Here is a 15,200-nt window from a genome sequence, read left to right on the forward strand (position 1 = left end):
ATGTTCGCGCTGGGCGACTTCGTCTTCAGCCTCGAGACGATGCTGCCCCAGGAGCTCAACCGCCGCACCGATTGGCGCTACGCGCGCAACACGCGTCAGCAGGCCCGATCCGCCGCGCAATATCTTGGCCCGGGCGATGACCGGTTATCGCTCGCCGGCGACCTGGTGCCGACGCTGGCCGGCGACGCCTCCTCGCTCAACCGGCTCCGCACCCTGGCGGCCAGGGGCGAGGCGCAGCCGCTGGTCGGCGGGGATGGTACGGTGTTCGGGGCCTTCCTGATCGTCGGGCTCGACGAGCGGCGCGGCTATCTGCAGACCGACGGAACCGCCCTCCGTTATGACTTCATGCTCGACCTCGAGGCCGTCGACGACGCCGACGCACTCGCCGGCCGGGTCGAGAAGAGCTACTTCGACGAAACGGTCGACGTGGACGACGCGGAAAAGGACGTCCTTTCCGAGGACGAGAAGGCTCTCCTGGCCGAAGGCGGGCTGGTCTGATGGCGTTGCGCTCCCCCGCCTGCGCAGTGGTGGTCGACGGCAAGGACCTGAGCAGCGTCCTGGATCCGCGCTTCATGTCGCTGACCCTGACCTCCCAGCGGGGCGACGAGGCCGACCAGTTGGACCTCGTCATCACAGACCATGACGACAAGCTGGCCATTCCCCCGGCCGGGGCGATCATCACCCTGGCCCTGGGCTGGCGCGGCGAGCCGTTGCGGGGGATGGGTGCGTTCAAGGCCGACGAGATCGCCTGGGACGACGAACCGGCCAAGATCACCGTCCGCGCCCGGTCGGCCGACTTCACCGCCGACTTGCGGATACGGCGCGAGCGCAGCTGGCGAGACACCACGCTGGGCGACGTCGTCGGCCAGCTCGCCGCCGGCGCGGGCCTGACGACAAGGATCGCGCCGGATCTGGCGGCCCGGCCGATCAAGATCATCGCCCAGAGCCGCGAAAGCGACATCGCGTTCCTGCGCCGCCTGGGCCGCGACCACGACGCCGTCGCGACCATCAAGGCCGGGTCCATGATCTTCGGGCCCATCGGCGCGGGCCAGACCCCATCAGGCAAGCCGTTGCCCGAGATCACCCTGACCCGGAAAGACGGAAAGGCGACCTGGAAGACGGCCAGCCGAGACAAGTACAAGGGCGTGACGGCCAGCTATCACGAAGGCGGCGCTGCCCGCCGGCACACGACGACGGCCGGCGAAAAGGACGGCTCGCGCCGCCTGAAGACCGTCTACGCCAGCAAGGCCGAGGCCGATCGCGCCGCGGCCGCCGAGTGGACCCGCGTCCAGCGCGGCGCGGCCGAAATGACCTTCGCCCTGGTCGAGGGGCGCGCCGACATCCACCCCGAATGCAAGGTCCGCTTCGAGGGCTACAAGCGCCAGGTCAGCGATCCGACCTGGCTGGTGACCCAAGTGACCCACACGTTCGGCGACGGCGGCTTCACCACCTCTCTGCAACTGGAGAACGCGCCTTGAACCGCCACGCTGTTGAATCACGCAGGACGACCTCAGGAAGAGTTCGGCCGTATCTCTACCGTAACAAACGCGGTATGTTGGTCCACAACCTGTCGGGGGTTACCTGCCTATGAGCCGAGCGATCTGCCCGCACTGCGACACCACGGCCAAAGTCTACGCGACCAAGCCGCAAACCAAGCTTGTTCGCGACATCTACTACGCCTGCGAAAACGTCGAGTGCCGCCACACCTTCTTGACCCGCTGCGAAGTCATCCAGACGATTTGCCCATCGATGAATCCGGCAAGGGACGTGGTGCTGCCCTTAAGCGCCAGGTTCCGCGCCTCGGCGCCGGCCGCCCCCCCGACGCCGGCGAACGACAGCGCGATCGAGGACCTGGCGGAGGCCTGAGAGCTTCGCCAGTCTACCGCCCGGCTTCCCTCTCTTTGAAGCCGCCTCTCCGGGCGGACTTGCAGCGCTGCGATCCTGCAAATCTGCAAGGCGCGTCGCGCCAGTCGAGATCGAGGGCTACGCGGCGCTCACAGTGAGACCGACCTGATAGCCCAGAGCCGCGAAGGCCGCCTCCAGCTGCTCGTTCTTCGATTGGTGATCGAGATCGAACAGTCGATCGACTTGCGGGCGATGCCAGCCTAGGCGGCGCGCCAGCTCCGCCCGGTTGATACCGGCCGCGATCAGGCAGCGATAAAGCCAGACCTTGGCCTCGACGTTGAGGGGGACCGCCACCGTTGCGCCACCGTCGCGGCGGGCGTGATCGCCCGGCGCCGGAACGTCCTCGCCGCCCGACATGCGCGCGGCGATGGCTTCGAGGATCGCCTCGACCGCCTGGGCCTTGGCGGCCGCCTCGCTCTCGCCGAATGTGGCCAGCTCTGGAAAGGCGGACGACGTGACCATGAACGTGTCGTTGTCGTCCGAGGTGAGGGTGATGGGATAGACCGCCATTAGAGGCCCAAATCCTTCTTGATCTTGTTGACGAGGCCCGTGCCCAGCTCCTTGCGCGCCCCGTGCATCGGGAGTTGCGAGGTCCGGTCGCCCAGGCGGACGGTGAGGTGACCAGAGCCGCCCCGGTGCGTCTCGAAGGTGCAACCTTGCTTGGAGAGCCAGCGCTTGAGTTCGTTCGCGTTCATGGGTGTAACATAGTCAACACTTCTGTTGAAGTCAACAGAAGTGTTGAGCTTATTTGCTCATACGCGCGGCTTTGATCTCGTCGTAGCTGAGGCCCGACGTCCTGGAGCGCCAGAGGTCCAGTTCGGTCTGGTTCGGCGGCGCGGCCATGGACACCCAGGTCCCGTGACGGGTTGCCCGCGCCAGATAGAACATGCGGCCATCACACAGGAACCGGTTGTCAGACACGACTGGGCAGGGCGGCGCCCGGCCCCACGGTATCGCCTCACGGCCCAGCGCCGCGATGGCCACCGGAAGAGAGACACGAAGCACGATGCCGCAACGACGGCACCTCTGGCGAAGTGTCCACTCCGCTGCCTGGATCTCTGCGAACGTCATCGCCGCCAGGGGCGACGGCGGGCTTATGGCTCTGTCTGGATTGATCCCACCCATGCCGCGCCTGTAGCGCGCGGCCACGATGAGAACAAATCACGAACAGTTTCGCCGAGGCTGGCTTCCATGTTGCAGACTTGCAGGCTTGCATTTTTGCGGTCTTGCGGTGCTGCACGTCAGTTGTGGCGCGCCGCGCTACATTTCACTTGCACCACGTAGCGCATCGCGCTACAAACAACCCGTCGAGAGGTTGTCATGATCCAGAGCTGGAAAACCAAGGAAGCCAAGGCGGTGTTCGAGGGCAAGACCCCGAAGGGCTTTCCGGCCGACCTGGTCCGCCGGGCCCGCCGCCTCCTGGCCCAGCTGAACGCCGCCACCGAGGTCGAACAGCTCAAGTCGCCCCCGGGCAACCGCCTCCACCAGCTGACCGGCGACCAGGCGGGCCGCTGGTCCCTTTCGGTGAACGACCAGTTCCGGGTCACCTTCATCTGGGGTCCTCAGGGTCCCGAAGAGGTCTGGTTCGGCGACTACCACTAAAGGCCTCGCCAGCCGCCATGCCCATACCGAGGAAAACCACATGTCCACCTTCCTGGAATACGACTTCGCATCCCCCCTCCCCCACCCCGGCGAGATCCTGCGGGAGGACTATATGGCGCCGCTCGGCCTCTCGGCCGGCGCGCTGGCCAAGCGCATGGGCCTGAAGGATCGCACCCGCATCGAGCGCCTGGCCCGCGAAATGCAGCCCGTGACCCCGGACACGGCCCTGCGCCTCGAGCGCGTGTTCGGCGCCAGCGCCCAGTACTGGATGAACCTGCAGGCGCAGCATGATCTGTCGCGCGAGGTCATCGCCCATCGCGACGAACTGGCGGCGATCGCCCGGGTTGACGCTGCATAGCTGCGATCTTGCAGCTATGCAGAATTGCCGCTCCGCCCTGCCGCGTCGCCGCTCACGACAGCCGTAGTCGCCATGGCGTCGAAAGCCGCAATCTTGCATCCTTGCAATCCTGCAAGATTGCAAGCATAACCGCCTCGCTTCGGCCGATCAGCCTCCCCGGCGGTCGTCCAGGTGCCGCTGACGGAAACCGCTTGCTCTCTCCGGAGAGCATATTCGGCGGGGCCGCAGGCAGGGCCGCAGACATGCGAAAGCAGCGCCTCCGGGGCCACTGGATCGCTGCGGGTTGAAGCAGGGGGTCTGGGTTCTCGAACGGGCCTGGATAACTGGTCGACCGGCAGGTCGACGCCTTTCCTCTTCCTTCTGTAAAGACGTCAGTCAGGGATTCACGTCCCTGGGGGAAATCACGTTAGGTGGTGTCGGCTGGCCCCTTGCCTTGGCCGCGCCCCGAATGGCCGCGTTCGGCGAGTTCCTCGGCGCGATGGAAGGGGGAGCCAGGCTTCAACTTCGAAAGCCACGCCTGGCGGTCGTCGGCCGCTTTCCAGGCCCTGGCGCGCTCTTCCTGGGCCTGGCGTTCATGCTCCTGGGCTTCGGTCTCTCGTGGCGCCCTGGCGCGCCGCCAGGCCTCGATCAGGGTCGCGGCGGCCGTCGGCAGCGGCAGGTAGTAGAAGTTGGACGTCTGCTCCACCTGCGGGCCGCGAAGGCCTTGCTTGCCCGTTTCCACATACCGGCGGTCCCATTCGACGAAGCCGGCCGCCTTGAGCCGCTTCAGGCCGTTCACGACGCTGCGAACGGTGCAGCCGACGCGATGGGCGATCTCCTGGATAGTCGGGAACACCTGGCCTCGGTGCCGGGCGGCCAGCGCCAGCAGCTGGGCGAGGATCTCGCGATCGTGGCGCGAGAACGTGCCCGCCGCGCCCCAGCGCCGGCCGGGCTGGCGGCGTTCGCGGGCGATCCTGTCGAACGCGTCGAGGCGCAGGCGCCGCTGCGTCCAGGTGATGGTTGTGCCTTTCTCGCCGCCGGCGGCCTTGCTGCGCCGCCGGACGGCGGATCCTGTGCGGCGTTCCAGAGGCTCGCGCTTGGCCTGGCCGGAGAACGGCGTCAGGTCGATTTCAATGACCCCGCTCATGCCGGCCGGCTCCTGTCGCGGGCCGCGCGCAGGTCGCGCAGACGCTGCTCGGTCAGCTCGAGCAGCCGATCGATCTGCGGCCCTTCCAGGACCTCGTCTATCCGGCCGTCCTCGACCGCCTTGCGGATCGCCCGCTGCAGGATGGCCGTCTCTTCCGAGAACTCGCAGGCCTCGACCAGCAGGCTGTCGATGGCTTCCGTCGACGGCTCGGCGGCCGCCAGGGCCAGCGAGTAGATCTTGCGGCCGCACGCCGCTTCCAGATCGTCGATGACGTCGGCCGGCATCCATTGCCGGTACCTGGTGTCGCAGAACCTCTGGAGCTGCGACTTATCCAGCCGACAATTGTCGGCCGACTTCTCGAGCCCGCCGTTCGCCTCGATCAATAGGCGCGCGAGCAGGGCATGACGCTTTGCATGCACGTTCGGGAACTCCCCCACGGCTTTCCCGATGACGGCCGCGCTTGCTCCACGCACGTTCGCCCTGGTCGACGCGCGGGATTGCCCGACGTCTGGCGCGCACGATCCGGTCCGCCGTCCCAGCAGGGGCGGCGGGCGTCGTGGCGATCAGACAACAGCAATCCCGCGCGTTGCCTCAAGGCGACGCGGGGGCGCGATCCGTGATCGGTGATGATTTCAATGGTGGCGCTTCAGCCGTCGTCCGCGACCTGGCGGAACCTGCGTCAGGCGCTCCCCGGCGGCCGGTGGCGGCAGCGAGCATCCACGCCGATGCGATGGTTCAAGGCGCGCGCGAGGCGCTCGCGATCCCGCGCCAGGCGCGCAAGCGCGCGCGCCCGGCCGGTGCTGGCCGCCAGCGCGGCCTTAACACCTTGGTAAACTCTGGATCGAATCAGGAACAACGCGCGGTAAGCGATACTGAACGGCGGATTGGACCAATACTCGGACCACCTGCGCGCCATCGCTATGTCGCCTGTGGGGGGAATACCCCACCCCTATGCCGCGCAACGGTTGAATGCGCCCGCATTTGGGGTGGGTACGGATTGCAAAGCTCCAGTGAAACGGCCATTTCCGACGCCGTTTGTGTGTATTGGAGCGTATTTTGGACGGATCTAGCTGCGTCGCGCCTGTGGGGCAGGACGCGATTACCGACGCGGAACCCAGGGCGACCGCCCTTCCCCTTCCGCAGCCCCTGGAGGTCGAGGTCATGGCCCTCACCTCCATCGTCACCGACCTGGTGCAGGCCATCGAGCGCGCCGCGCCCGGCCTGCTCGACAAGACCCTGGCCATCGCGCGGATCCGCGCCCAGATGCTCGATCGCGGAGAACCCGAAGTGGTCCCCGGCGAGCCCATGGTCCAGGCCCACAAAATCCGGCTGCTCGAGCTGGCCCTGGGCCGCACGCCCACCATTTCGTGAGGAAACAGCCCCGTCGAAGCGCTGGCGCGAATCGACGGGGCGCTTCTTCGTGGGTTCCCTGAACCACCCCACGGAGAACTTGGAATGCGTCGTCATGCCCACCGCCCCGGAGCGCTGCGGTGCTGAAGGTGCTGGCGTGGTTCAATGCCAACGGCGACGGCGTACAGGCCCTGGGGACTGTGCTCGCCTATTTGATGGCGGCCATAGCGACGGTTCGGTTCGCCGCAAGCTGGTGGCGCTATCACACGGCAATCCAGTTCTACCTGGACCCATTGACGCCGACCATTTGGCGGGTCCAGGCGCGCTATGCCGTTCCCGGCTGGCGCCGGCGTCGTCTCTACGCGGCGGCGAAGGGCAAGACGCCCTCCATCGCCATAGTGGAGCCCCCGTCCCCAGACGTGGCCTGGCTCCGCGGGGTCGAAGGCTCGCCCGTGCTGCCGCCGTTGACATTTCGCGGCCCGCGTCATGTGGCTTTGACGCCGATGGAAGCCGGTTCGCCGCTGGTGGGCTGCGACTTCGTTGTGACCGGGCAGACCGACAAGCCTTGGCGGGTGTCGTTCAAGGTGTTCGACCACGACACCGGCAGATGCCTGATCTCCAGGACCATCGCACCCAGCAAGGCGCAGTGGGCGAGGGCCAGGATGAACATTGCGGTGAAAACCAGCCAAACCTGAGCCTTAGGCGGCGGCGGCTTGATCTCGGCTATGGCCAACTGGATCTGCCAGATCCAGGTTTCACGCGACCAAGTTACCAGCCAGATCAAGCCCTTGAGCAGCGCTGCAGCCGCCATGAGGAAAGACAGGGCGACTCCGCCCCACTTGATCCCCTCCCAGACGCTCATGCCGCCTCCTCGAGGTCGGCCGCCGCGATAAGCAGGTCGGCCAGGTGACGGGCTCCATCGGCGCTAAGGCGCACGGGCGCGGCGACGCCGGCGACGTGCAGTTGCAGGCCGCGCGCGGTCCATACGACCATGAAGCGCTCTCGGCCCAGGACGACCGTGAGATCGTCCGCCGCGGCGTCGCCTTGTTCTGTGATGTGCCCCCCGGCCTTGGTCATGCTCGACCTGGCGGCTCGGTGTTGGATGCCCCGCCGGCGAGGGATGGGGGCCGGCCGGCGGGGCGGCTCGGCGCGGCGGGTGCTTCTAGGCCCGCCACGCTGAGAGCTGAAAGGGACGCAAGGCTCGCCCCGCCGATCCGCTGGCGCGAATCGACGGGACGCCTCTTCATGGAAGCTGCAAACCCAACCATGGAGAGAACTGAATGTCGGATAGTCCGGCCAACAAGAGCGACGGCTCGCCCCAGCGCGTGGCTTTCGATCTTTGGGAGAAACTCAGCCAGCCCACGAGGCAGAGCGGCGAGACCCAGGCCGATTACGTCAAGCGACAGCTCAAGGTTTTCGAACAATGCCTCAAGGCCGCTTACGGCCGCCCGTTCGATACGAGGGACCTTACCTGACATCGGCTTGATCCTGCGCCGCGTCGTTCAAGGGGCGCGGCGCCTCGGCCGTTCGGCCGGCCACGAAACTGTAGAATTCCCGCGCCAGCTCGACGCAGTCCGCCCGCCGCGATCCCACCGCGAGACGCAGGCACTCCAGGCGAACCAGGCGAAGATCTGTCGCCCCGCCGGCCTCATCGAGGAGCGCTTTGATCCGTTCTTCCTGCTCGGGCGTGAAGGCGTCGGTCATGCGTGGCCTTGCTCCGCCGAACGGAGCGCTCGCGCGATCGCCCGGTCGGCATACCGTGTGAGCAACTGCGCATCCTCCGGCTCAACCACGGAAGTAGCCAGGATCTCGCCGTCGGAGACGTCCTCGATCCGCAGGGCCAGCTTCATCGGGCACGCTTCGAGGCCACGCTCAATGCGGCTCCAATGCCCCTTCGACCGCAACCCGAACGCTGATGCCAGCTGGGTTTGGGTCAGGCGCTGTGATTTTCGATAGGTCGCGAGGTCCGACATAGTGCTCGGAAGTTTGTCTTTTCCAAACTCTACGTCAAGGTGCGGATTTGCGTTTTGCGGGACCGCCGAAGAGATCAATCTCGCCCATACTTGCGGAATGCCAAACCAAGAACCCGATTGGTATCTGCAAGAGTGGATGAGGCACTTCGGCAAAATTCAAGCCGACCTCACCAAGGAGCTCGGCTGGGACAAGAGCCGCGCCAACTTCATTTTTCACGGGAAGCAGCCCTACAAGCGCGACAAAATAAATGAAGTGGCGAGCTGGTTAGGTATTGAACCCTACGAATTGCTGATGCCGCCCTCCAAAGCGCTGGCGATCCGCGAGCTCTACAAGACGGCCGAGCGAATCGTGCAAGGGCAACCAGCGTTCGCTATTAATCCAGAAGGCGAGCGGTTCCTCCCGACGGCGGCCCCGCCAGCGCGAAAAACGAGACGCACTGGCACCTGACATCACCCCGCAGTTCACGTAAAAGGAACTGCGGATCGCCCCCGGCACACTAATCAGTTTCGTTTTTCCAAACGACACGCTTGACAGGAAGTTTGGTTTTGCCAAACTCCACCTGTCCACCCAGGGCGACGCGCGATCTTGCGCCGTTGACGTCCTTCCCCCTTAGCCGCTCAGCGGCCCTGGGCGGACATCCTCTAGCAAGGAGTCCGCCGTGGCTGACGACTCAATTCCCCATTCCGACGTCCTCAACAGCACCGCCCAGGCCCAGCTGAAGTCGATCATCGAGCGCGTCGAGCGCCTCGAGGTCGAGAAGGCCGAGACCATGGAGCAGATCAAGGAGGTCTACGCCGAGGCCAAGGGCAACGGCTTCGACGTCAAGGTGCTGAAGAAGGTCGTCCGCCTGCGCCAGCAGGATCGCGCCAAGCGCCAGGAAGAGGACGCGATCCTCGACCTCTACCTCTCCGCCATCGGTGAACTCTGATGTCGGCCGCGATCAAGCTCTTCCCGCAACGGCGCACGCCGCCGGCGCCCCACAACGACAACGCCCCGGCCTGGCAGGGCTTCAACTACATGCCGCCCGCGCCCGCCGGGGGCCTGGTCGAGCGAGTCTTCGCCCTGCGCTTCTGGAGCAGCCGGATCCGCGCGGCCGCCGCGGTCCTAGTGGCGCGGAGGATCCTGCGTTGATCACCGAGTTTCGCCCTCGCCGCCCTCGCCGGCCCACGCTCTGGCTCGTCCTGGTCGTCGCCATGCCCGTGGTCTGGCTGGGTCTGGCGATCGCTCTGCGGCGGCTGTGATGAATTACCGCCTTCAAGAACTGCGAGGATTGCTGGATCGGCAAGATCGCGAGGGCCTGGCCCTCGTCGCCGTGAAGTCTGGCGTCTCGATCGCCGCGTACAGCGGGATACGTGAATTGCTTCGCCTGGCCGCTCTCGGCGCCTGGCTTGAGGAGCACGTGAAGCATCAAGCGCCCGTTCCCGTGGTCCGCGGGCTCTACGACGAGTTCGGCCGGTACTGGCCCAAGGAGACGCCCTAGTGCGCCGCCCAATCCAAGCCCTCGCCGCGGCGATGATGATCTTCATCGGGTTCGTCACCGCCATGGTCATCGCCCTCAAAGGAAGCAGAAGATGAGCGACCAGGAAGACCACACGCCCCACTTCATCGACGTGCATGTCGGCGCGCGGATCCGCATGCGCCGGAAGATGCTCAACGTCTCGCAGCAGAAACTGGCGGACGCCGTCGGCAAGACGTTTCAGCAGATCCAGAAGTACGAGAACGGCGCGAACCGGGTTTCGTGCTCGGTGCTCTATCTGTTCGCCCGTGAGCTGCATACCGACGTGGGCTTCTTCTTCGATGGCCTGCCCGCCGCCGACCAGGACCTGGACGTCGCGGCCGAGGTCGACCAGGTCACCCTCATGATGGCCAACAACGGCGGGCCCGAGCTGGCGCGTCTGTACGTCGACCTCGATCCCGCGCAACGCGCCAGCGTGCTGAATGTGGTCAAGGCCATCCACGACGCCACGGCCATCACCAGGATCGCCGCCTGATGGCCGCCGAGACGCCGATCGTCGCCGTCCAGCTGGACCAGCTCGAGGAGGACGGCCTGGCCCTGGCCGCGCGCCTGATGGAAGAGCGCTGCGGCGGCCCCGTGCCGGTCGTATCCGCCCAGGACTTCACGATCGCCATCGTCAGGGCCTTCGCCCACGGCCAGGCCGTCGCGATCAATCAGGCGGCCGGCCGCCGGACCTGCAGGGTCTGCGGCTGCTGGGATCTCCACGCCTGCGACGACGGCTGCGCATGGGCGGGCGCGGACATCTGCACCGCCTGCCACCCCGACACCCCTAGCCCGCGAGATCACTGAGATGACCGCAATCCATGAGCTGAAGTGCTGGCCCGCCTACTTCGCCGCCGTCCGCGAAGGGCTCAAGACGTTCGAGATCCGCCGCAATGACCGCGACTTCCAAGTCGGTGACCTGATCGTGCTGCGTGAGTACAGCCCGGGCACGGACACCTTCAGCGGTCAGACCGAGACGCGTCAGATCACCTATCTGCTGAGCGAGGAGGACCACGGAGGGGTCATCCATGGCTTCGTCGTCATCGGCTTTGGCCACGTGCCCAAGCTGGGCGATGTGAAGGCGGTCGAGGACCTCACCCCTTCTTCGCTTGCTGAATGGCATCTCGCCGCCGCCTCGAGCGCCATCCTGAGGGCCGAGAACGCCCTCAAGGTGTCCACCAACTACGAGCACGCATCGATGGCCGTGGCGGCCTCCAGGCACGCCGCCGTGGCGCAAGCTTCGAAGGACGAGGCCGCATTTCATATCGGGGCCGCCGACATCGTCCGCGCTGTCGCCCCCGGCCTCGAGGCGGCCTGAGCATGAAGAACAAGCTCGTCGACCTAAACAACCACCTGTTCGCCCAGCTCGAGCGCCTCAGCGAAGAGGAGATGGACGCCACCCGGATCGATCTCGAGATCCGCCGAACCGAAGCGATCGTCGACGTCTCCGAGCAGATCATCCGGACGGCCGGCCTGCAGCTGCGGGCCGCCGAGCTCGTCGCGGAGCACGGCAAGCGCCTGACCGACCACCTGCCGTCCAACCTTCCCATGATCGGACCGAGCTATGAGGGGTAAGCGCATCGTCTACACGCCCGCCGAACTCGCTTGGCTCGAGGCAAACTGCACCCTGCCGTTCGCGGACTATCTCGCTGGGTTCCAGCAGGCCTTCACCAGGCCCGACGTGTCGGCCGACAACCTTCACGCCCTTCGAAAGCGCAAGGGTTGGAAGACGGGACGCAGCGGGCGGTTCGAGAAGGGCGCCATCCCCGCCAACAAGGGAAAGCCCTGCCCTTCTGGCGTCGGCGGCCGCCATCCCAATGCCGTCCGAACCCAGTTCAAGAAGGGCGACCGCACAGGGCGCGCCGCGCTGCTCTACAAGCCGATCGGCACGGAGCGACGCCACCCCGACGGCTACCTCGAGCGCAAGATCAACGACGATCTGCCCCTGCAGGCGCGTTGGCGGGCGGTGCACATCATCAACTGGGAGGCGTTGAACGGACCGGTTCCGGCCGGGCACTGCCTCAAGTCGGTCGACGGCGACAAGACCAACACCGATCCCAGCAACTGGATGCTGGTCGAGCGCGCCATCATGCCGACCCTGAATGGCGGACCACACAAGAAGCGGCCCGGGTTCGACGAAGCGCCCGCGGATCTCCGCCCTGCCCTGCTCAACCTCGCGAAGGTGAAGGTCAAGGCGGCTGCCTTGCGCCGGAAGGCCGCGAAATGACGACGGCGGCGGCCTCTCCCCATTGCAACGGATTCCTGATCTCGGCGCTCCCGACGCTTCGCGTCTCGAGCGAGGTGGAGATGGCCGCGTTCGACGCGCTTCCGGCCCCGCTGCGAGCTGTCATCGCCGACTTGCCGGCGAAGATCTCCGCCGTTCCGGTGCTCGCCGCCTGGGAAAACCCGCCGCCAGTACTCGAAAGCCTCGACTGCATTGAGCGCCTTCAGGCGCTCGCTCTCGCCCTAAAGACCACCGTGGAAGCTGCCCGATGATCGGCTCACTCCCCCACTGGCCCGCGATGATGGATCTCGAGCTGGCCTGCGCCTACACCCAGCTGGGCGAGACCCAGTTCAAGGCCCTGTCGGCGCGCTACAACGTGGCCCCAAGGGATTTGGGCGGGATCCGCGGCGTCCGGTGGCGTCGGAGCGACCTGGACCGACTCATTGACTCGCTTCCGGCCCGCGGCGAACCCTCCGACCAGGACGCAGCGGTTGACCAGGCGCAGGCGGCCCTGCAGCGAGTCCGCAAGCGCGCTGCGCGCCGATAGCACCAGGTTGTCGTCGTGAAGTACGTCAAGAAGGTCCCCGGCCCGAACGGCGAGCTGTACCTTCGCAAGAAGGGCTTGCCGCTCATCCCGCTCAAAGCCCCCCTTCCCGCCCCCGGCGAAGAGGCCGGTTCCGCGCTCGAGGAAGAGATCAAGGCGCTGATCGCCGGCCACACCGCGCCGCGAGCCCGCAAGGGCACGTTGAGCGAGGCGCTGCGCACCTACGAGCTCGAGGACGCCAACTTCCTGAACAACGCCGACTCGACCAAGGCCCTCTATCGGATCTTCCTGGGCGAGTTCGAGGAAGACATGGGCGCCCTGCCGATCAGCGCCTTTACGCCGGCGTTCATCCTCGAGCTGAGGAACGAATGGGCCAAGCAAGGCTATCGGGCCGCGAACCTGCGCCTGCAGGTGCTGAAGAACGTCATCAAGCCGGCCCTGATCGCCGACGGCGCTCAGTCCGACCCCTTCAGTCTGATCGATGGCGTGCGCCGCCCGGCCGACCTGAAGGAACCGCACATCATCTGGCCTGAGATCGAGGTCACCAGGGTGATCGAGGCCGCGATCGAGGAGCGCCAGTTCGGCCTGGCCCGGGCCGTCGCGATCGCGCGCTATGTCGGCGCGAGGCGCGGCGACCTGGTCAAGATCCCCAAGACCGCGCGCCAGGCCGGCCACTTCCGCTTCCTGTCGACCAAGAAGAAGATCCCGGTCGATATGCCGGAGGATCCTCTGCTGACGGCCTGGCTGGCGAAGACGCCGGCCGCCCAGCCCAAGTCCAAGTGGCAGGAGCACGTCGAGCGCAAGAGCGGCGTCATCAAGCTGCCTCCGGCGACCCTGGTCTACAACACGCGCAATCTGCGCTTCACGGAGTCGGGCCTGGGCCAGGCCCTCGCCGACCTCGTCGGCCGTCTGCACGCCCAGGAGCGCCTGGAGAGCCCCGATTACGACTTCCACGGCCTTCGCCATACGCGAGGCGTGGAAGCGGCCCTGGCGGGCTGCACGGACGCCCAGGGCGCGGCCCTGATGGGTCACAGCAGCCCGACCAGCTTCGCCCAATACCGCCGCCAGGCCGATCGTCTGCGCATGAGCAGAGACGGCCAGGCGCTAATTCTCGCGATGCGGACCCGCGACCTCGGAGACGAGTGGAAAAAGGAGTGGCAAAAAAGTGGAAAATGATTTCGCCCAACGAAAAGGGCCCGGCCAAAAAGCCGAGCCCCTTCAGTCTCTTGCGATGGTACCAGCTCTCGGGCTCGAACCGAGGACCTCTAGATCCACAATCTAGCGCTCTAACCAACTGAGCTAAGCCGGCTCATCGCGAGGCGTCGTCTTTAGTCGGATCGGCCCCTGGGATCAAGCGCCGATCCAGATGATTTAACAGGAAAACGCCCCGGAGCCGAAACTCCGGGGCGTCTCCTAGCTTTCGCCTGGATCCAGGTCCTATTGCGGGACTTGGAACACCAGCGGGACGGTCACCTGGCCACCGTCGACGGGCGCGCCGTCGAGGGTCTTCGGCTTCATCCGGAACAGACGCGACAGCTTGAGCGCGGCGTCGCCGAAGCCCATGTCAGCCGGCGTCTCGGACACGACCGAGCAGCCTTCAAGCGAACCCTTCGCCGTGACGGTGCACGAGATCGTCGCCTTGCCGCTGACTTCCATCCGCTGAGCGCGGTCGGGGAAGTAGCGGGCCATGTCGTCCGCGCTGGGCTTACGGGCCCAGTCAGGACGGGTCACGACCGAGGCGCGAGCCGGCGGGTTCGTCGGAACCGGCGGAGCCTGCGAGATGACCGGCGGAGCGGTCGTCTCAACCCGCTTTTCAACGGGCGGGATCGGCAGCGGCGGCGGCGGCGTCACGTCCGGCGGCGGAGCCACCGGGGGACGCGGCTGGACCACGGCCGGAGGCGGCGGCGGTTCGTTGGTCGGCGGCGGCGGCGGAGGAGGCGGCGGAGGCGGCGGCGGAGGCGGAGGCAGCTCCACAACCGTCGCGTCGTCCGAGTACTCCTGGAACACCGCTTCGAACTTCTGCTTCGCGAGATACAGGAAGAGAAGCCCGTGCAGACCGAGCACCACGATCAGGGCGAAGCCGAACGGCCCCATGCCCTTCTTGCGGCGCGGACCTTCCGAGGTGAGCGGATCGTAGTGGCGATGCTCGGGCGTTTGTTGTTCAGCCATGCAGCACCCCTACTTAGCTATCATCCCGTCCAACGAGCGCCACGCTGTAGAAGCCGTTATCCTGGAGGGTGTTCATCACCTCCATGAAAGCCCCGTAGCGAACCTTTTCGTCGGCCCGGATGAAGATGCGCTCCTTGGTGGGATCGCGACGGCCCATGTTCTGGGTGATATCCAAGCCCAGCTCATCGATGCTGGTCTCGTTATCGCCAAGGTAGAGCTGACCCGACTCCTTGATCGTGACGTAAACCGGCTTGGAAGGAGGCGGCGACGACTTAGCCACCGCCGCGGGCAGGTTCACCTCGATCGACACGGAGGCGAGCGGAGCCGCCACCATGAAGATGATCAGAAGCACCAGCATAACGTCCACGAAGGGCGTAACGTTGATGTCGCTGTTCTGCTCGACGTTGAACCTGTCGCCCCCACCGCCTGAGAGTTTGGCGGCCATGGGTG

At 66.2% G+C, this 15,200-nt stretch carries 30 protein-coding genes and 1 tRNA gene; 20 read left to right on the plus strand and 11 right to left on the minus strand.

Annotated features, from left to right (window positions below):
• The 3 genes from DI526_RS01385 to DI526_RS01395 all read left to right on the plus strand — a co-directional run bounded on the left by DI526_RS01385 (position 1) and on the right by DI526_RS01395 (position 1,866).
• Positions 1 to 498: a phage tail protein gene (locus tag DI526_RS01385; protein ID WP_304273176.1), complete on the plus strand. Its 498-nt coding sequence runs from the start codon at positions 1 to 3 to the stop codon at positions 496 to 498.
• Entirely contained in the window at positions 498 to 1,478 is a 981-nt protein-coding gene (locus tag DI526_RS01390) for a contractile injection system protein, VgrG/Pvc8 family (RefSeq protein ID WP_304273179.1), read from the plus strand. The genes DI526_RS01385 and DI526_RS01390 overlap by 1 nt, the downstream gene beginning before the upstream one ends.
• Before the next feature lie 109 nt (positions 1,479 to 1,587).
• A complete protein-coding gene (locus DI526_RS01395; protein WP_304273180.1) occupies positions 1,588 to 1,866 on the plus strand; it encodes an ogr/Delta-like zinc finger family protein in 279 nt (92 codons plus the stop codon).
• A gap of 117 nt (positions 1,867 to 1,983) precedes the next feature.
• Here DI526_RS01395 and DI526_RS01400 read toward each other — a convergent pair whose 3' ends face one another.
• From DI526_RS01400 to DI526_RS01410, 3 genes are read right to left on the minus strand one after another with little or no spacing between them, the layout of a single operon-like run.
• Complete coding sequence (locus DI526_RS01400) at positions 1,984 to 2,415, minus strand: type II toxin-antitoxin system HicB family antitoxin (RefSeq protein ID WP_304273183.1); 432 nt, start codon at positions 2,413 to 2,415, stop codon at positions 1,984 to 1,986.
• Positions 2,415 to 2,600: a type II toxin-antitoxin system HicA family toxin gene (locus DI526_RS01405; RefSeq protein ID WP_304273186.1), complete on the minus strand. Its 186-nt coding sequence runs from the start codon at positions 2,598 to 2,600 to the stop codon at positions 2,415 to 2,417. Before DI526_RS01405 ends, DI526_RS01400 begins: the two co-directional genes overlap by 1 nt.
• Before the next feature lie 49 nt (positions 2,601 to 2,649).
• Positions 2,650 to 2,826, minus strand: a complete 177-nt coding sequence (locus tag DI526_RS01410; protein WP_304273189.1) for a hypothetical protein — start codon at positions 2,824 to 2,826, stop codon at positions 2,650 to 2,652.
• A gap of 399 nt (positions 2,827 to 3,225) precedes the next feature.
• Here DI526_RS01410 and DI526_RS01415 point away from each other — a divergent pair, with 399 nt between their 5' ends.
• Both DI526_RS01415 and DI526_RS01420 read left to right on the plus strand, forming a co-directional pair.
• On the plus strand, positions 3,226 to 3,507 hold the full coding sequence (locus tag DI526_RS01415) for a type II toxin-antitoxin system RelE/ParE family toxin (protein WP_304273190.1): 282 nt from the start codon (positions 3,226 to 3,228) through the stop codon (positions 3,505 to 3,507).
• Between the two features lie 40 nt (positions 3,508 to 3,547).
• Positions 3,548 to 3,865, plus strand: a complete 318-nt coding sequence (locus tag DI526_RS01420) for a HigA family addiction module antitoxin (RefSeq protein WP_304273192.1) — start codon at positions 3,548 to 3,550, stop codon at positions 3,863 to 3,865.
• 406 nt (positions 3,866 to 4,271) lie between these two features.
• On the opposite strand, the gene DI526_RS01425 is transcribed toward DI526_RS01420, so the two are convergent.
• Together DI526_RS01425 and DI526_RS01430 are read right to left on the minus strand one after the other, a co-directional pair.
• Positions 4,272 to 4,991: a helix-turn-helix domain-containing protein gene (locus DI526_RS01425; protein ID WP_304273195.1), complete on the minus strand. Its 720-nt coding sequence runs from the start codon at positions 4,989 to 4,991 to the stop codon at positions 4,272 to 4,274.
• Positions 4,988 to 5,410 carry a hypothetical protein gene (locus DI526_RS01430; RefSeq protein WP_304273198.1) on the minus strand — a complete coding sequence of 141 codons (423 nt, stop codon included), beginning with the start codon at positions 5,408 to 5,410 and terminating at the stop codon, positions 4,988 to 4,990. Before DI526_RS01430 ends, DI526_RS01425 begins: the two co-directional genes overlap by 4 nt.
• A 742-nt stretch (positions 5,411 to 6,152) precedes the next feature.
• Between DI526_RS01430 and DI526_RS01435 the strand changes: the two genes are divergently transcribed.
• A complete protein-coding gene (locus tag DI526_RS01435) occupies positions 6,153 to 6,362 on the plus strand; it encodes a hypothetical protein (protein WP_304273201.1) in 210 nt (69 codons plus the stop codon).
• Between the two features lie 119 nt (positions 6,363 to 6,481).
• Positions 6,482 to 7,036 carry a hypothetical protein gene (locus DI526_RS01440; protein WP_304273204.1) on the plus strand — a complete coding sequence of 185 codons (555 nt, stop codon included), beginning with the start codon at positions 6,482 to 6,484 and terminating at the stop codon, positions 7,034 to 7,036.
• 163 nt (positions 7,037 to 7,199) lie between these two features.
• Here the strand turns inward: DI526_RS01440 and DI526_RS01445 are convergent, their stop codons facing one another.
• Positions 7,200 to 7,334: a hypothetical protein gene (locus tag DI526_RS01445; protein WP_304273207.1), complete on the minus strand. Its 135-nt coding sequence runs from the start codon at positions 7,332 to 7,334 to the stop codon at positions 7,200 to 7,202.
• Positions 7,335 to 7,621: 287 nt separating this feature from the next.
• On the opposite strand from DI526_RS01445, the gene DI526_RS01450 reads away from it, so the two are divergent.
• Positions 7,622 to 7,816: a hypothetical protein gene (locus DI526_RS01450; RefSeq protein WP_304273209.1), complete on the plus strand. Its 195-nt coding sequence runs from the start codon at positions 7,622 to 7,624 to the stop codon at positions 7,814 to 7,816.
• Here DI526_RS01450 and DI526_RS01455 read toward each other — a convergent pair.
• Together DI526_RS01455 and DI526_RS01460 are read right to left on the minus strand one after the other, a co-directional pair.
• A complete protein-coding gene (locus DI526_RS01455) occupies positions 7,809 to 8,045 on the minus strand; it encodes a hypothetical protein (protein WP_304273212.1) in 237 nt (78 codons plus the stop codon). The genes DI526_RS01450 and DI526_RS01455 overlap by 8 nt on opposite strands.
• Entirely contained in the window at positions 8,042 to 8,191 is a 150-nt protein-coding gene (locus tag DI526_RS01460; protein ID WP_304273215.1) for a hypothetical protein, read from the minus strand. The genes DI526_RS01455 and DI526_RS01460 overlap by 4 nt, the downstream gene beginning before the upstream one ends.
• 259 nt (positions 8,192 to 8,450) lie before the next feature.
• On the opposite strand from DI526_RS01460, the gene DI526_RS01465 reads away from it, so the two are divergent.
• The 12 genes from DI526_RS01465 to DI526_RS01520 all read left to right on the plus strand — a co-directional run bounded on the left by DI526_RS01465 (position 8,451) and on the right by DI526_RS01520 (position 13,757).
• The gene (locus DI526_RS01465) at positions 8,451 to 8,762 is read left to right on the plus strand and encodes a hypothetical protein (RefSeq protein ID WP_304273218.1); all 312 of its coding nucleotides are present in this window, start codon (positions 8,451 to 8,453) and stop codon (positions 8,760 to 8,762) included.
• Positions 8,763 to 8,973: 211 nt separating this feature from the next.
• Entirely contained in the window at positions 8,974 to 9,243 is a 270-nt protein-coding gene (locus tag DI526_RS01470; protein ID WP_304273221.1) for a DUF2312 domain-containing protein, read from the plus strand.
• On the plus strand, positions 9,243 to 9,446 hold the full coding sequence (locus DI526_RS01475) for a hypothetical protein (RefSeq protein ID WP_304273223.1): 204 nt from the start codon (positions 9,243 to 9,245) through the stop codon (positions 9,444 to 9,446). The genes DI526_RS01470 and DI526_RS01475 overlap by 1 nt, the downstream gene beginning before the upstream one ends.
• Positions 9,447 to 9,555: 109 nt before the next feature.
• Positions 9,556 to 9,795, plus strand: a complete 240-nt coding sequence (locus DI526_RS01480) for a hypothetical protein (protein ID WP_304273226.1) — start codon at positions 9,556 to 9,558, stop codon at positions 9,793 to 9,795.
• Positions 9,796 to 9,886: 91 nt separating this feature from the next.
• Entirely contained in the window at positions 9,887 to 10,306 is a 420-nt protein-coding gene (locus DI526_RS01485; protein WP_304273229.1) for a helix-turn-helix domain-containing protein, read from the plus strand.
• Positions 10,306 to 10,620 (plus strand): hypothetical protein, encoded by a 315-nt coding sequence (locus DI526_RS01490; RefSeq protein ID WP_304273232.1) that lies wholly within the window; start codon positions 10,306 to 10,308, stop codon positions 10,618 to 10,620. Before DI526_RS01485 ends, DI526_RS01490 begins: the two co-directional genes overlap by 1 nt.
• 1 nt (position 10,621) lies before the next feature.
• Positions 10,622 to 11,131 (plus strand): ASCH/PUA domain-containing protein, encoded by a 510-nt coding sequence (locus tag DI526_RS01495; RefSeq protein ID WP_304273235.1) that lies wholly within the window; start codon positions 10,622 to 10,624, stop codon positions 11,129 to 11,131.
• A 2-nt stretch (positions 11,132 to 11,133) separates the two neighbouring features.
• On the plus strand, positions 11,134 to 11,388 hold the full coding sequence (locus tag DI526_RS01500) for a hypothetical protein (protein WP_304273237.1): 255 nt from the start codon (positions 11,134 to 11,136) through the stop codon (positions 11,386 to 11,388).
• Positions 11,378 to 12,040: an HNH endonuclease gene (locus DI526_RS01505; RefSeq protein ID WP_304273240.1), complete on the plus strand. Its 663-nt coding sequence runs from the start codon at positions 11,378 to 11,380 to the stop codon at positions 12,038 to 12,040. Before DI526_RS01500 ends, DI526_RS01505 begins: the two co-directional genes overlap by 11 nt.
• Positions 12,037 to 12,309, plus strand: a complete 273-nt coding sequence (locus DI526_RS01510) for a hypothetical protein (RefSeq protein ID WP_304273243.1) — start codon at positions 12,037 to 12,039, stop codon at positions 12,307 to 12,309. The genes DI526_RS01505 and DI526_RS01510 overlap by 4 nt, the downstream gene beginning before the upstream one ends.
• Positions 12,306 to 12,584 (plus strand): hypothetical protein, encoded by a 279-nt coding sequence (locus DI526_RS01515; protein ID WP_304273246.1) that lies wholly within the window; start codon positions 12,306 to 12,308, stop codon positions 12,582 to 12,584. The genes DI526_RS01510 and DI526_RS01515 overlap by 4 nt, the downstream gene beginning before the upstream one ends.
• 15 nt (positions 12,585 to 12,599) lie before the next feature.
• Positions 12,600 to 13,757: a hypothetical protein gene (locus DI526_RS01520; RefSeq protein WP_304273248.1), complete on the plus strand. Its 1,158-nt coding sequence runs from the start codon at positions 12,600 to 12,602 to the stop codon at positions 13,755 to 13,757.
• A gap of 56 nt (positions 13,758 to 13,813) precedes the next feature.
• Here DI526_RS01520 and DI526_RS01525 read toward each other — a convergent pair.
• From DI526_RS01525 to DI526_RS01535, 3 genes are all read right to left on the minus strand, one after another.
• Positions 13,814 to 13,890: transfer RNA gene (locus DI526_RS01525), tRNA-His, on the minus strand.
• Between the two features lie 128 nt (positions 13,891 to 14,018).
• On the minus strand, positions 14,019 to 14,750 hold the full coding sequence (locus DI526_RS01530; protein ID WP_304273252.1) for an energy transducer TonB: 732 nt from the start codon (positions 14,748 to 14,750) through the stop codon (positions 14,019 to 14,021).
• Between the two features lie 13 nt (positions 14,751 to 14,763).
• Entirely contained in the window at positions 14,764 to 15,195 is a 432-nt protein-coding gene (locus DI526_RS01535) for a biopolymer transporter ExbD (protein ID WP_304273255.1), read from the minus strand.
• Between the last annotated feature and the right edge of the window lie 5 nt (positions 15,196 to 15,200).

Source organism: Caulobacter segnis, from assembly GCF_003243465.1.
In the GTDB taxonomy this organism is placed as follows: domain Bacteria; phylum Pseudomonadota; class Alphaproteobacteria; order Caulobacterales; family Caulobacteraceae; genus Caulobacter; species Caulobacter segnis_A.

What these genes read in the sequence shown, in the direction of transcription:
- DI526_RS01465 (WP_304273218.1), top strand. Translation starts at nt 8,451, where the DNA reads ATGAGGCACTTCGGCAAAATTCAAGCCGACCTCACCAAGGAGCTCGGC.
- DI526_RS01500 (WP_304273237.1), top strand. Translation starts at nt 11,134, where the DNA reads ATGAAGAACAAGCTCGTCGACCTAAACAACCACCTGTTCGCCCAGCTC.
- DI526_RS01490 (WP_304273232.1), top strand. Translation starts at nt 10,306, where the DNA reads ATGGCCGCCGAGACGCCGATCGTCGCCGTCCAGCTGGACCAGCTCGAG.
- DI526_RS01460 (WP_304273215.1), bottom strand. Translation starts at nt 8,191, where the DNA reads ATGAAGCTGGCCCTGCGGATCGAGGACGTCTCCGACGGCGAGATCCTG.
- DI526_RS01535 (WP_304273255.1), bottom strand. Translation starts at nt 15,195, where the DNA reads ATGGCCGCCAAACTCTCAGGCGGTGGGGGCGACAGGTTCAACGTCGAG.
- DI526_RS01495 (WP_304273235.1), top strand. Translation starts at nt 10,622, where the DNA reads ATGACCGCAATCCATGAGCTGAAGTGCTGGCCCGCCTACTTCGCCGCC.
- DI526_RS01475 (WP_304273223.1), top strand. Translation starts at nt 9,243, where the DNA reads ATGTCGGCCGCGATCAAGCTCTTCCCGCAACGGCGCACGCCGCCGGCG.
- DI526_RS01390 (WP_304273179.1), top strand. Translation starts at nt 498, where the DNA reads ATGGCGTTGCGCTCCCCCGCCTGCGCAGTGGTGGTCGACGGCAAGGAC.
- DI526_RS01505 (WP_304273240.1), top strand. Translation starts at nt 11,378, where the DNA reads ATGAGGGGTAAGCGCATCGTCTACACGCCCGCCGAACTCGCTTGGCTC.
- DI526_RS01405 (WP_304273186.1), bottom strand. Translation starts at nt 2,600, where the DNA reads ATGAACGCGAACGAACTCAAGCGCTGGCTCTCCAAGCAAGGTTGCACC.
- DI526_RS01455 (WP_304273212.1), bottom strand. Translation starts at nt 8,045, where the DNA reads ATGACCGACGCCTTCACGCCCGAGCAGGAAGAACGGATCAAAGCGCTC.
- DI526_RS01515 (WP_304273246.1), top strand. Translation starts at nt 12,306, where the DNA reads ATGATCGGCTCACTCCCCCACTGGCCCGCGATGATGGATCTCGAGCTG.
- DI526_RS01395 (WP_304273180.1), top strand. Translation starts at nt 1,588, where the DNA reads ATGAGCCGAGCGATCTGCCCGCACTGCGACACCACGGCCAAAGTCTAC.
- DI526_RS01400 (WP_304273183.1), bottom strand. Translation starts at nt 2,415, where the DNA reads ATGGCGGTCTATCCCATCACCCTCACCTCGGACGACAACGACACGTTC.
- DI526_RS01425 (WP_304273195.1), bottom strand. Translation starts at nt 4,991, where the DNA reads ATGAGCGGGGTCATTGAAATCGACCTGACGCCGTTCTCCGGCCAGGCC.
- DI526_RS01530 (WP_304273252.1), bottom strand. Translation starts at nt 14,750, where the DNA reads ATGGCTGAACAACAAACGCCCGAGCATCGCCACTACGATCCGCTCACC.
- DI526_RS01510 (WP_304273243.1), top strand. Translation starts at nt 12,037, where the DNA reads ATGACGACGGCGGCGGCCTCTCCCCATTGCAACGGATTCCTGATCTCG.
- DI526_RS01435 (WP_304273201.1), top strand. Translation starts at nt 6,153, where the DNA reads ATGGCCCTCACCTCCATCGTCACCGACCTGGTGCAGGCCATCGAGCGC.
- DI526_RS01485 (WP_304273229.1), top strand. Translation starts at nt 9,887, where the DNA reads ATGAGCGACCAGGAAGACCACACGCCCCACTTCATCGACGTGCATGTC.
- DI526_RS01445 (WP_304273207.1), bottom strand. Translation starts at nt 7,334, where the DNA reads ATGGTCGTATGGACCGCGCGCGGCCTGCAACTGCACGTCGCCGGCGTC.
- DI526_RS01450 (WP_304273209.1), top strand. Translation starts at nt 7,622, where the DNA reads ATGTCGGATAGTCCGGCCAACAAGAGCGACGGCTCGCCCCAGCGCGTG.
- DI526_RS01415 (WP_304273190.1), top strand. Translation starts at nt 3,226, where the DNA reads ATGATCCAGAGCTGGAAAACCAAGGAAGCCAAGGCGGTGTTCGAGGGC.
- DI526_RS01385 (WP_304273176.1), top strand. Translation starts at nt 1, where the DNA reads ATGTTCGCGCTGGGCGACTTCGTCTTCAGCCTCGAGACGATGCTGCCC.
- DI526_RS01420 (WP_304273192.1), top strand. Translation starts at nt 3,548, where the DNA reads ATGTCCACCTTCCTGGAATACGACTTCGCATCCCCCCTCCCCCACCCC.
- DI526_RS01480 (WP_304273226.1), top strand. Translation starts at nt 9,556, where the DNA reads ATGAATTACCGCCTTCAAGAACTGCGAGGATTGCTGGATCGGCAAGAT.